This window comes from Bradyrhizobium sp. USDA 4369 (assembly GCF_054056435.1).
The window spans coordinates 7,257,838-7,269,766 of sequence record NZ_JBSRYH010000001.1; the positions used below are offsets into that span (position 1 = coordinate 7,257,838).

Here is an 11,929-nt window from a genome sequence, read left to right on the forward strand (position 1 = left end):
TGTCAGTTAGCTCGTCATGCCCGGGCTCGACCCGGGCATCCATCAACTTCCCAAGATGCTCGGTCTTGATGGATCGCCGGGTCAAGCCCGGCGATGACGGGAGGAGGATGACGAGAGATGGTTAGCTGAGATAGATGAGTCCGATCCAGTCGGCGACCAGGGCGGGTTTCTCCTCGCCCTCGATCTCGACGGTGACATTGGTGCGCGACTGCAACTCCTTGGGCTTGCGCAGAGTCGCTTCCGCCAGCACGAAGCGGCCGCGCACGCGCTTGCCGGATTTCACCGGCGAGATGAAGCGCAGCTTGTCGAAACCGTAATTGACGCCCATCGCCGTGCCCTCGATGGCCGGCATGACCTCGTAGGACATCACCGAGAGCAGTGACATCGTCAGGAAACCGTGCGCGATGGTGGTGCCGAACGGCGTCGCCTTGGCCTGCTCGGGATCGACATGGATGAACTGATGATCCTCGATCACGTCGGCATAGGTGTCGATGCGCTTCTGATCGAGCACGTGCCATGACGACACGCCGATCTCCTGCCCCACCATGGCCTGATAGGCTTCCAACGAAATCGGCGGCTTCTTCCAGATTTGATTGTTCATTCCTTGCTAATCCTGCCTTGTCTACGCCTTGCTCCGGAAGTCGTGCGACGCACCGGCTTTGCCGCCGTCATGGCCGGGCTTGTCCCGGCCATCCACGTCGTCCGGCATGCTCAGCAAGACGTGGATGCCCGGGCCTTCGCCGCGCCGAAGCGGCTTCGGCCGCGCAGGCGGGACAAGCCCGGGCATGACGAGTAACCCAACTCACGGCGTCATTGTAGCCTTACTAAATAGTCCCCTACCCCTCGTGGCCGGCTTGCCGAGACTTCAACTCCGGGAAATCCTCTTCCTTGAACTCCGTGCCGCGCAGATGATCCGTGCGGTTGTCCTCGTGCTCAAGCCGGCGCAATTGAACGCGGCGGATCTTGCCCGAGATCGTCTTCGGCAATTCGCTGACCAGCTCGAGCCGGCGGATGCGCTTGAACGGCGCCAGTCGCGATTGCAGATGCGCGAAGATCGACAGCGCCGTTTCGCGCGAGCGCTCGGCGTCCGCTGTCAGCAGCACATAGGCCTTGGGGACCGCAAGCCGGATCGGATCCGGTGACGGCACCACGGCGGCCTCGGCAACCGCCTCATGCTCCAGCAGCACGCTCTCCAGCTCGAACGGCGAGATCCGATAGTCCGATGATTTGAACACGTCGTCGGAGCGGCCGACGAAGGTGAGATAGCCCTCCTCGTCCCGGAACACGACGTCGCCGGTGCGATAGCGCGCGCCGTCGGCCCCCGACAGTTTGCCGTCATCGCCCTGATAGCCCTGCATCAGCCCGGCCGGTCGCTCTCCCGTGAGCGCCAAGGTGATCTCGCCCTCGCTCGCCGGATTGCCGTCGATATCCGCGACCTCGACGCGGTAGCCCGGCAGCGGCCGGCCCATCGAACCGATCTTCAGCGTCTGGCCCGGCGAGTTGCCGACGATCGCGGCGGTCTCGGTCTGGCCGTAGCCGTCGCGGATGGTGAGCCCCCAGGCCGCACGGACCTGGTCGATCACTTCCGGATTGAGCGGCTCGCCGGCGCCGCAGGCCTCGCGCAGGCTCACCTTGAAATCGGCGAGATGCTCCTGGATGAACAGCCGCCACACCGTGGGCGGCGCGCACAGCGTCGTCACGCCACAGCGGCGAATGATCGCGAGCAGCCCCTTGGCGTCAAAGCGCGGCTGGTTGACCACGAACACGGTCGCGCCGGCATTCCACGGCGAGAAGAAGCAGCTCCAGGCGTGCTTGGCCCAGCCCGGCGACGAGATGTTGAGATGGACGTCGCCCGGCTGCAGGCCGAGCCAGTACATCGTCGAAAGATGGCCGACCGGATAGCTACGGTGGCTGTGCCGCACCAGCTTCGGCTTGGCCGTGGTGCCCGAGGTGAAATATAGCAGCATCGGATCGTCCGGCTGCGTCGGCCCATCCGGCGTGAACGTCTCGTCCGCCGCAGCGGCCTGCTCGAACGGCAGCCAGCCCGCCGGCGTGGTCGGCGCGCCGACCACGATTCGGACCAGATCTCCGGCACCGAGATCGGCGAACTTCGCGACCTGATCCTGCGCGGCGACGACGGCCTTGGCGCGGCCGCGCTCCAGCCGGTCGCGCAGCTCGTCGGTGGTCAGAAGCGTCGTCGCGGGGATCACGACGACGCCGAGCTTCATCGCTGCGAGCATCGTCTCCCACAGCGGCACGACATTGCCGAGCAGCAGCAGCAGATGATCACCGCGCTGCAGGCCCTGCGCCCGCAGGAAGTTGGCGACCTGGCTGGAGCGGCGCGACAGCGCGGCAAAGGACAGCTTGGTCTGGCGGTCCTGCGCCGCATCGAAGATCCACAGCGCGGTCCGCTCGCGGCTTTCCGGATCGGATGCGAGCTCGGCATCGAACCAGTCGAGCGCCCAGTTGAACGGGACCGGATCGGGCCAGCGAAAGCCCTTCACGGCCGCATCATAATCGGTGCGATGTGCCAGCAGAAACGCGCGTGCGTCCTTGAATGTCGTCATCAGGGGGTCCCGGCGAGCTTGCGGACGTGCTGAATGATCCCGGAGAAATCGACGCCACCATGGCCGGCGGCCTCGAACGTCTTGTAGATGTCCTGCGCATGCTGGCCGAGCGGCGTCACCGCACCCGCCGCCTTGGCGGCGTCCTGCGACAGCGTGAGATCCTTCAGCATCAGCGCGGTCGCAAAGCCCGGCTTGTAGTCGTTGTTGGCGGGCGAGGCCGGCACCGGACCGGGCACCGGACAATAGGATGTCAACGACCAGCACTGGCCCGACGAGGTCGAGGCGACGTCGAACAGCGCCTGATGCGACAGGCCGAGCTTTTCGCCGAGCGCAAAGGCCTCGCTGACCGCGATCATCGAGATGCCGAGGATCATGTTGTTGCAGATCTTGGCCGCCTGCCCCGCGCCGGCACCGCCACAATGGACAATCTTCTTGCCCATCTTCTCCAGGATCGGCTTGGCCGCGGCGAAAGCTCCCTCCTCGCCGCCACACATGAAGGTGAGCGTCGCGGCCTTGGCGCCGCCGGTGCCGCCGGACACCGGCGCGTCGATGGCAGCGATGCCATGCTTGGCGGCGAGCGCATGCGCGGCGCGCGCGCTCTCGACATCGATGGTCGAGGAATCGATGATCAGCGCCCCCTTGGCCATGGCCGGCACCACCTCGTTCCAGACCGCCAGCACATGCTTGCCAGCCGGCAGCATGGTGACCACGGCGTCTGCCCCCTTCACCGCAACCAAAGCGCTGTCGGCGATCTCGGCGCCATCGGTCTTGGCCTGCGCCCTGGACGCCTCGACCAGATCAAACGCGACCACCTTGTGGCCGGCCTTGACGAGGTTGGCGGCCATCGGACCACCCATGTTGCCGAGGCCGATGAATGCGATCGTTGCCATGGTTCGTTGTCTCCCCTCGACCTGCTTGTTATCTCGTTTGCGGAAATGTCAGCTCGTCGGCGCCGATCTCGGCAAGGTAGCGTTCCAGCATCTCCGGCGTGACCTGATCGACATTCGGCGGCGACCAGCTGGGATTGCGGTCCTTGTCGATGATCGCGGCGCGGACGCCTTCGCGGAAATCGTCGCTGCGGAACACTTCGAGCGCCGCACGATACTCACACACCAGGCATTCCTGCAGCGATGTCGCCTTGCGCGCCAGCCGCAGCAGCTTCAACGTCACCACCATGCCGCGCGGCGACTTCTCCTTCAGCGTCTTCAGGGTGGCCAGCGCCAGCTCCGAACCATCGGCTTGCAGCGACGTGAAGATGTCATGCATGCTATCGTGGGCGAACCATGCATCGATATCAGCCTGCTGCGCGGCCACCGGCCCGGCGGTCTCGCCGGTGGCAAAACCCGCAATGAGTTGGTCAATCTCGAGGGACAACACCCCCGGCCGGACCTTTGTCAGAACCTCGCGCAGCGCCGGCCATCTCTCGGTCGGCACCACCGCATCGGCAAAGCGGGCATGAATCGCGTCCGACCCATTCATCGTCTGTCCGGTCAGGCCGAAATAGGCGCCGAGCTCGCCGGGGGCGCGCGACAACAGCCAGGTGCCGCCGACATCTGGGAAGAAGCCGAGCCCGACTTCGGGCATCGCGAGCTTGGTCTTCTCGGTCACGATACGATGCCGGCCATGCGCCGACAATCCGACGCCGCCGCCCATCACCAGCCCGTCCATATAAGCGATATAGGGCTTGCCGAACGCCGCGATGCGCGCGTTCATGATGTATTCCTGGCGCCAGAACACCTTGCCCAGGTCACCATTCACCTTCGAGCTCTCATAGAGCCCGCGGATGTCGCCGCCGGCGCAGAGCCCACGCTCGCCGGCGCCTTCGAGCACCACCACGGCCACCGCCGGATCAGCCTCGAACCGATCCAGCGCGGCGTCGATGCCCATCGACATCTCCAAGGTCATCGCATTGATCGCCCTGGGACGATTGAGCCGGATGATGCCGGCCGAGCCCTCACGGCGGACGATCAGATCGCCTTCGACCACCTCGCTCATCGCGCGCCCTCGATCAGCTTGCGGGATACGATCAGGCGCATGATCTCGTTGGTCCCTTCGAGGATCTGGTGCACGCGCAGATCGCGCACGATCTTCTCAATGCCGTATTCGCTCAGATAGCCGTAGCCGCCATGCAGCTGCAGCGCCTGGTTGGCGACCTCGAAGCCGACATCGGTGCCGAAGCGCTTGGCCATCGCGCACAGCATGGTGGCATCGGCATCCTTGCGGTCGAGCGCGGCGGCGGCACGCCAGACGAAGGTGCGAGCCGCTTCCAACTCGATTGCCATGTCGGCGATGCGAAACTGCAGCGCCTGGAATTCGTCGAGCCGCTTGCCGAATGCCTTGCGCTCTTTCGTGTAAGCGAGGGTCTTGTCGAGCGCGCTCTGCGCGCCGCCGAGCGAGCACGCCGCGATGTTGAGCCGACCGCCGTCGAGGCCGGCCATCGCGATCTTGAAGCCGATGCCTTCCTCGCCGAGCCGGTTAGCGACGGGCACGCGCGCATTCTCGAAGATCACGGCGCGGGTCGGCTGCGCGTTCCAGCCCATCTTGCGCTCATTGGCGCCGAACGACACGCCCGGGGTCTTCGCATCGATCACCAGGGTCGAGATGCCACCGGGACCATCCGCGCCGGTGCGCACCATCGCGACGAGAATGTCGGTCGCGCCGGCGCCGGAGATGAACTGCTTCTGGCCGTTGAGGACGTAGTCGTCGCCGTCGCGCACCGCGCGGGTGCGCAGCGCGGCGGCGTCCGAGCCGGCGCCCGGCTCGGTCAGGCAATAGCTCGCGATCAGATCCATGGCGCAAAGCTTCGGCAGATAGGCCTGGCGCTGCGCCTCCGTGCCGAAGGTGTCGATCATCCACGACGCCATGTTGTGGATCGAGATGAAGGCCGAGACCGTCGGGCAGCCGGTCGCCAGGGCCTCGAAGATCAGCGCCGCGTCGAGACGGGTCAGGCCGGAGCCGCCGACATCGTCGCGGATGTAGATGCCGCCCATGCCGAGCACGGCCGCCTCGCGCATCACGTCAACGGGAAAGTGCTTCTCCTCGTCCCAGCGCAGTGCATACGGGGCGATCTTCTCGGCCGCGAAGGCACGCGCCATGTCGCGCACCGCGATCTGATCCTCGTCGAGAGCGAAATGCATCCGTTCTCCGCGTTTCCCTGGTTTGTTGTCTTGGCCGTGGCGCTTCTTCACACTCCGTCATTGCGAGCGAAGCGAAGCAATCCAGAGTCTTTCCGCGGAGGCAACCTGGATTGCTTCGTCGCTTCGCTCCTCGCAATGACGGCCGACAACGACGAAGTGGGAGCCCTCACGGGCTCCCACTTGGCATCACTTCATCAGCGGGATCGAGAACTCCGCGCCTTCCTTGACGCCGGACGGCCAGCGCGAGGTCACCGTCTTGGTCTTGGTGTAGAAGCGGATCGAATCCGGGCCGTGCTGGTTGAGATCGCCGAAGCCGGACTTCTTCCAGCCGCCGAACGTGTAGTAGGCGATCGGAACCGGGATCGGCACGTTGATCCCGACCATGCCGACATTGACCTTGGCGGCGAAGTCGCGCGCCGCGTCGCCATCGCGGGTGAAGATGGCAACGCCGTTGCCGTAATCATGCTCCGACGGCAGCGCCAGCGCCTCGGCATAGTCCTTGGCGCGGACGACCGACAGAACGGGACCGAAGATCTCTTCCTTGTAGATCCGCATGTCCTTGGTGACGTTGTCGAACAGGCAGCCGCCCATGTAGAAGCCGTTCTCGTAGCCCTGCATCTTGAAGCCGCGGCCGTCGACGGCCAGCGTCGCGCCTTCCTTGACGCCGATGTCGACGTAGTTCTTCACGCGCTCGACCGCCTCGCGGGTGACCAGCGGGCCGTAATCGGCCGACGGATCGATCGAGGTGCCGATCTTCAGGGACTCGACGCGCGGGATCAGCTTCTCCATCAGCCGGTCGGCGGTGGTCTTGCCGACGGGCACCGCCACCGACACCGCCATGCAGCGCTCGCCGGCCGAGCCGTAGCCGGCGCCGATCAGCGCATCGACGGCTTGGTCGAGGTCGGCGTCGGGCATCACGATGGCGTGGTTCTTGGCGCCGCCGAAGCACTGGCAGCGCTTGCCGTGGGCGGCCGCGCGCTCATAGATGTACTGCGCGATCGGCGACGAACCGACGAAGCCCACCGCCATGATGTCCGGATCCTCCAGGATGGCGTCGACTGCCTCCTTGTCGCCGTTGACGACGTTGAGGATGCCGGCCGGCAGGCCCGCCTCGATCATCAGCTCGGCGAGCTTCATCGGCACGCCCGGATCGCGCTCCGACGGCTTGAGGATGAAGGCGTTACCGCAGGCGATGGCGGGAGCGAATTTCCACATCGGAATCATCGCCGGGAAATTGAACGGCGTGATGCCGGCAACGACACCGAGCGGCTGGCGCATCGAATAGATGTCGATACCGGGGCCGGCGCCTTCGGTGTACTCGCCCTTCATCAAATGCGGGATGCCGCAGGCGAACTCGACCACTTCGAGGCCGCGCTGGATGTCGCCCTTGGCATCCGGAACGGTCTTGCCGTGCTCGCGGGCGAGCAGCTCGGCGAGCTGGTCGTAGTCGCGCTGGGCGAGTTCCAGAAACTTCATCATCACCCGCGCCCGGCGCTGCGGATTGGTCGCGGCCCAGGCCGGCTGGGCCGCCTTGGCATTTTCCACAGCCGCCCGCAATTCGGCCCGCGACGCCAGCGCGACCTTGGCCTGAACGTCGCCGGTCATCGGCTCAAAGACATCGGCAGTCCGACCAGACGTGCCCTTGACCTCTTTGCCGCCAATGAAATGACCGATCGAACGCATGGGGTATCCTCCGCAGGGGTAAGCAGTGCCGATTTGGCCGGCATCTTGCAGTCTTTGCGGCGTTTGGGAAGGGTCTAAGCGCTGATCGGCGCTGCGAAATTGCCGCCCCTCCGTCGCGGTCAAACCCGCTCCCCTTATCGGTCCCGACGACCTTGCGGTGAGGCCCGCGGACCCAAGGGTCAGCCTTTGGCGGTGGACGCCTTGCTCACGCGCGGCTTCGCCGCCGGGCGTGCCGACGTCTTGCCCGCCGGACCGAGTCCTGTGGCGATGGCAAGAGCCGCCTCGCGGCCTGCGCCGAGAATCTCGTCGGACGCATCCCCACTGCCGGTCACCCGTGCCATGACCAACGTCCCCATCAGGGTCGCGAGCATCGCCGACGCCCGCTTTCGGGCGATCTTGGGCGGCACATCAACGATGTATTCGGCGAACAGCTGGATCAGATCCTCCTGCTTCGCCGCAAACGCCTTGCGGGTCTTGGCGCTCTCGCGCGCGATCTCGGCGCCAAGCGCGGGAACCGCGCAGCCGTGGCCGAGGTCATCGCGATGCTGCCGCGAAAGGTAACCGTCGACGATCGCAGCGACCCGCTTTTGCGGCGGCAGTTCGTCCAGCAGCTTGCGCCAACGCGCCACCGAGCGGTCGATGGCATAACCAAACGCTTCGACGACAAGCGCATCGCGCGATTCGAAATGCGCGTAGAATCCGCCATGTGTCAGCCCCGCTTCCTTCATCAGGTCGGCGACGCCGACCCCATGAGCCCCCTTCTCGCGCAGCCGCACCGACGCCTTGCGTACGATTCGCGCGTGGGTTTCCGCCTTATGTTCCGGAGAGTACCGCATAGCCGTCCCATTGAATGTCTGCGGTCATACAATAGCAGCTCCGCGCCCGGATCGCCGCAGCTATTTGATGAATTCGAGTTGATCTAAGCTTTGAGACCATTCAGGTTCGGCGCAACTCATGCACGCGACAACCTGACGAGGCCTGCCATGGACATGCTCAATCTATACTGTGGCGTCAGCCGCGACAGCCGTGGCGTCGCCCGGCTGACGATCTGCAACGCCGGGACGCTCAACATTCTCGGCTCAGGTGCAATCGTTGGCATCAAAGAAGGTCTGCAGTCGCTCGCTGCCGACGAGAGCATTCGCGTCCTCATCCTCGCCGGAGCAAGCGAGAAGAGCATGATCGGGGGCGCCGACATCAAGGAGATGGCGACGCTCGACCAGGCCTCCGCGGAAGCTTTCATCACGCGCCTCGCCGAACTTTGCGATGCGGTGAGAACATTTCCGGCCCCCGTGATCGCACGGATACCCGGCTGGTGCCTGGGCGGCGGGCTGGAGGTGGCTGCCGCCTGCGATCTCCGCGTTGCAGCACATGATGCAAAATTCGGCATGCCAGAAGTACGCGTCGGCATTCCCTCGGTGATTCATGCCGCGCTGCTGCCGCGGCTGATTGGCTGGGGCCGCACCCGCTGGCTGCTGCTGACGGCCGAAACGGTCGATGCGCCGACCGCGCTCGCCTGGGGTCTCGTCGATGCCGTGGCGCTGGCAGGAAAATTGGATGCGGCGGTAGAAAAGGCCGTGGCGTCGCTGCTCGCCTGCGGCCCGCACGCGCTCCGGGCGCAGAAGGCCCTGCTGCGGCAATGGGAGGATCTGCCGTTGAAGGAAGCGATCGAGCTGTCGGTCGGCGCCTTCGGACGCGCGTTCCTCACCGACGAGCCGAAGCGGCTGATGCAAGGCTTCATCGACCGCAAGCGATAGCAAGTTTGTCCAGGTTCCGCGCCGCGATCCGCGACCATCTCGCTCCGTCATCACGACACCGTTGAGCCGAGCTGGCCGGGATTTGCTTTTGGGATGCACTATTATATTATGATCATCATATTCAATCCAGGGAACCTGTCATGGCCTCGTCCGATCCCGTCGTGATCCTGTCTGCCGCTCGCACCCCGCTCGGCCGCTTCATCGGTGAATTGTCGCCGCTGAGCGCGCACAAGCTCGGCGCGCATGTGATCCGAGCCGCGCTCGAACGCGCGACCGTTGCGCCCGACGCGGTCCACGAGGTCTTCATGGGCAACGTCCTGCCGGCCGGCCAGGGCCAGGCTCCGGCGCGACAGGCGGCGCGCGGCGCCGGCCTGCCGGATGCGACGGGCGCCACGACGATCAACAAGGTCTGCGGCTCCGGCATGAAGGCGACCATGCTGGCGCACGACATCATCACGGCCGGCTCCGCCGAGATCGTGGTATCCGGAGGCATGGAGAGCATGAGCAACGCTCCCTATCTGCTGACGAAGGCCCGCAGCGGCTATCGCGCTGGGCACGATCGCATCCTCGACCACATGATGCTGGACGGACTCGAGGACGCCTACGAGTCCGGGCGCTCGATGGGCGATTTCGGTGAGGCGACGGCAGAAGCCTACCAGTTCAGCCGCGCCGATCAGGACGCCTATGCGATCGAGACCCTGACGCGGGCGCGCCAGGCCGTCGAGAGCGGCGCCTTCAAGGCCGAGATCGCACCGATCACCCTGACGGAGAAAGCCGGCCCTCGCCTGATCGCCAATGACGAACACCCGCTCAAGGTCGATCCGGCGAAAATCCCGACGCTGAAGCCGGCGTTCCGTAAGGATGGAACGATCACCCCAGCGGCCTCCTCCGCCAATGCCGACGGCGCCGCGGCGCTCGTGCTGGCGAGGCGATCACGTGCCGAGCGCGATGGACTGCCTGTCATCGCCGAGATCAAGGGTCATGCGACGCACAGCCAGGAGCCGCAATGGTTCACGACGGCGCCGATCCCCGCGATCCGGAAGCTGCTCGACAAGGTCGGCTGGCGCGCCGAGGACGTCGATCTGTTCGAGATCAATGAGGCCTTTGCCGTCGTCGCGATGGCAGCGCAGCGCGATCTCGGCATCCCCCGCGACCGTCTGAACGTCAATGGCGGCGCCTGCGCGCTCGGCCATCCGATCGGCGCGACCGGCGCGCGTCTGATCGTGACGCTGCTGCATGCGATGCAGGCCCGCGGCCTCAAGCGCGGCGTGGCCGCGCTGTGCATCGGCGGCGGTGAGGCGACCGCAATCGCGGTGGAGCGCCCGTGATGTCGTGAAATGAGGGAACTTCGTCGTTTATGTCACCCGCGCCGCCTGCCAGAAATGGCGGGGTGACATACACTGGCGAGGCCCCGCATGATATCGAACCAGCTTGCAGCAGCCCTTGAACGGCGCAACATCCACTACGGATGGGTCATGGTCGCCGTGACCTTCTTCACGGCTCTGGTCACGGCGGGCACGGTCGGCGCGCCCGGCGTGTTCATCGTGCCGCTGCAGCAGGAATTCGGCTGGAGCACCGCCGAGATCTCCTCTGCGCTGTCCATCCGCTTCGTGCTGTTCGGGCTGATGGCACCGTTCACCGCAGCCCTGCTCAACCGCTACGGGCTGCGCAACATCACCTTGCTGGCCCAGTTGATCGTGGTGTCGGCGCTGCTGGCGTCGCTGGCGATGACGCAGATCTGGCACCTCGTGCTGCTGTGGGGCGTCGTGATCGGCATCGGCACCGGCATGACGGCGATGGTGCTCGGCGCGACCATCGCCACGCGGTGGTTCGTGGCGCGTCGCGGCCTCGTGGTCGGCATCCTCACCGCGAGCGTGGCCACCGGACAGCTGGTGTTCCTGCCGCTGCTCGCCAGCCTCACCGAGCGGCTCGGCTGGCGCGTGGCGCTCGCGCTGGTCTGCGCCGCGCTGGGCGTCTCGGCGACCGCCGTGCTGCTCCTGATGCGCGACCGGCCGAGCGATCTCGGCCTGCGCCCGTTCGGCGACAAGGGCAGCGAGCCGATCACCGCGCCCGCGCCGGTCACCACGCCGATTCTTGCCGTCGCGCTCGGCACCCTGCGCGATGCAGCGCGTGTGCCGGTGTTCTGGATGCTGTTCGCGACCTTCTTCATCTGCGGCGCCTCGACCAACGGCCTCATCCAGGTGCATCTGATCCCGATGTGCCTCGACTTCGGCATCCCGCAGGTGCAGGCTGCGAGCCTGCTCGCCGCGATGGGGATCTTCGACTTCTTCGGCACGATCGTGTCGGGCTGGCTGTCGGACCGCTACGACAATCGCTGGCTGCTGTTCTGGTACTACGGCCTGCGTGGGCTTTCGCTCCTCTTCCTGCCGTTCACGGATTTCTCGTTCTATGGCCTGTCGCTGTTCGCGATGTTCTACGGCCTCGACTGGATTGCCACCGTGCCGCCGACAGTGCGGCTGACGGCGCAGCGCTTCGGCGCGGAGCGGGCCAACCTGGTGTTCGGCTGGGTGTTCACTGGACATCAGCTCGGCGCGGGGACCGCCGCGTTCGGCGCCGGCCTGTCACGCACCCTGCTGCAGAGCTATCTGCCGGCCTTCTTCACCGCAGGCGCGCTCTGCGTCCTGGCGGCGCTGCTCGCGCTGGCGATCGCGCAACAACCGAAGCCCGCGTGAAACGGGCGAGTAGCGAGTAGCGAGTAGGAGATGGATCCGCCGACCTCGATTCGGCCACCACTTTTCCCTATTCGCTGCTCCCCATTCGCCATTCA

General features: G+C 65.8%; 9 protein-coding genes and 1 pseudogene. 3 read left to right on the forward strand and 7 right to left on the reverse strand.

Features of this window, described 5'->3' with window-relative positions:
- Positions 1-121: 121 nt before the first annotated feature.
- The 7 genes and pseudogenes from ACVIJ6_RS32975 to ACVIJ6_RS33005 all read right to left on the reverse strand — a co-directional run bounded on the left by ACVIJ6_RS32975 (position 122) and on the right by ACVIJ6_RS33005 (position 8,223).
- Positions 122-601, reverse strand: coding sequence for a MaoC family dehydratase (locus ACVIJ6_RS32975; RefSeq protein WP_456776131.1), 480 nt, complete (start codon positions 599-601; stop codon positions 122-124).
- A 235-nt stretch (positions 602-836) separates the two neighbouring features.
- Positions 837-2,567 (reverse strand): AMP-binding protein, encoded by a 1,731-nt coding sequence (locus ACVIJ6_RS32980; RefSeq protein ID WP_456776132.1) that lies wholly within the window; start codon positions 2,565-2,567, stop codon positions 837-839.
- A pseudogene (gene mmsB, locus ACVIJ6_RS32985) lies at positions 2,567-3,475 on the reverse strand (3-hydroxyisobutyrate dehydrogenase); the annotation flags it as partial. The pseudogene mmsB and the gene ACVIJ6_RS32980, both read right to left, overlap by 1 nt.
- Before the next feature lie 10 nt (positions 3,476-3,485).
- Entirely contained in the window at positions 3,486-4,562 is a 1,077-nt protein-coding gene (locus tag ACVIJ6_RS32990; RefSeq protein ID WP_456776133.1) for an enoyl-CoA hydratase/isomerase family protein, read from the reverse strand.
- Positions 4,559-5,704 carry an isobutyryl-CoA dehydrogenase gene (locus ACVIJ6_RS32995; protein ID WP_456776134.1) on the reverse strand — a complete coding sequence of 382 codons (1,146 nt, stop codon included), beginning with the start codon at positions 5,702-5,704 and terminating at the stop codon, positions 4,559-4,561. The genes ACVIJ6_RS32990 and ACVIJ6_RS32995 overlap by 4 nt, the downstream gene beginning before the upstream one ends.
- Positions 5,705-5,890: 186 nt before the next feature.
- Positions 5,891-7,387 carry a CoA-acylating methylmalonate-semialdehyde dehydrogenase gene (locus ACVIJ6_RS33000; RefSeq protein WP_009027964.1) on the reverse strand — a complete coding sequence of 499 codons (1,497 nt, stop codon included), beginning with the start codon at positions 7,385-7,387 and terminating at the stop codon, positions 5,891-5,893.
- A 179-nt stretch (positions 7,388-7,566) separates the two neighbouring features.
- Entirely contained in the window at positions 7,567-8,223 is a 657-nt protein-coding gene (locus tag ACVIJ6_RS33005; protein ID WP_456776135.1) for a TetR/AcrR family transcriptional regulator, read from the reverse strand.
- Between the two features lie 147 nt (positions 8,224-8,370).
- Here ACVIJ6_RS33005 and ACVIJ6_RS33010 point away from each other — a divergent pair, with 147 nt between their 5' ends.
- The 3 genes from ACVIJ6_RS33010 (at position 8,371) to ACVIJ6_RS33020 (ending at position 11,834) form a co-directional block, all read left to right on the forward strand.
- On the forward strand, positions 8,371-9,141 hold the full coding sequence (locus tag ACVIJ6_RS33010; RefSeq protein WP_456776136.1) for an enoyl-CoA hydratase: 771 nt from the start codon (positions 8,371-8,373) through the stop codon (positions 9,139-9,141).
- A 140-nt stretch (positions 9,142-9,281) separates the two neighbouring features.
- Positions 9,282-10,469 carry an acetyl-CoA C-acyltransferase gene (locus ACVIJ6_RS33015; protein ID WP_456776137.1) on the forward strand — a complete coding sequence of 396 codons (1,188 nt, stop codon included), beginning with the start codon at positions 9,282-9,284 and terminating at the stop codon, positions 10,467-10,469.
- A gap of 87 nt (positions 10,470-10,556) precedes the next feature.
- Positions 10,557-11,834 (forward strand): MFS transporter, encoded by a 1,278-nt coding sequence (locus ACVIJ6_RS33020; protein ID WP_456776138.1) that lies wholly within the window; start codon positions 10,557-10,559, stop codon positions 11,832-11,834.
- Positions 11,835-11,929: the final 95 nt, after the last annotated feature.

Bases quoted from the DNA above. Each gene is read 5' to 3' on its own strand.
- ACVIJ6_RS32975 (WP_456776131.1), bottom strand. From the start codon at position 601: ATGAACAATCAAATCTGGAAGAAGCCGCCGATTTCGTTGGAAGCCTAT.
- ACVIJ6_RS32980 (WP_456776132.1), bottom strand. From the start codon at position 2,567: ATGACGACATTCAAGGACGCACGCGCGTTTCTGCTGGCACATCGCACC.
- ACVIJ6_RS32990 (WP_456776133.1), bottom strand. From the start codon at position 4,562: ATGAGCGAGGTGGTCGAAGGCGATCTGATCGTCCGCCGTGAGGGCTCG.
- ACVIJ6_RS32995 (WP_456776134.1), bottom strand. From the start codon at position 5,704: ATGCATTTCGCTCTCGACGAGGATCAGATCGCGGTGCGCGACATGGCG.
- ACVIJ6_RS33000 (WP_009027964.1), bottom strand. From the start codon at position 7,387: ATGCGTTCGATCGGTCATTTCATTGGCGGCAAAGAGGTCAAGGGCACG.
- ACVIJ6_RS33005 (WP_456776135.1), bottom strand. From the start codon at position 8,223: ATGCGGTACTCTCCGGAACATAAGGCGGAAACCCACGCGCGAATCGTA.
- ACVIJ6_RS33010 (WP_456776136.1), top strand. From the start codon at position 8,371: ATGGACATGCTCAATCTATACTGTGGCGTCAGCCGCGACAGCCGTGGC.
- ACVIJ6_RS33015 (WP_456776137.1), top strand. From the start codon at position 9,282: ATGGCCTCGTCCGATCCCGTCGTGATCCTGTCTGCCGCTCGCACCCCG.
- ACVIJ6_RS33020 (WP_456776138.1), top strand. From the start codon at position 10,557: ATGATATCGAACCAGCTTGCAGCAGCCCTTGAACGGCGCAACATCCAC.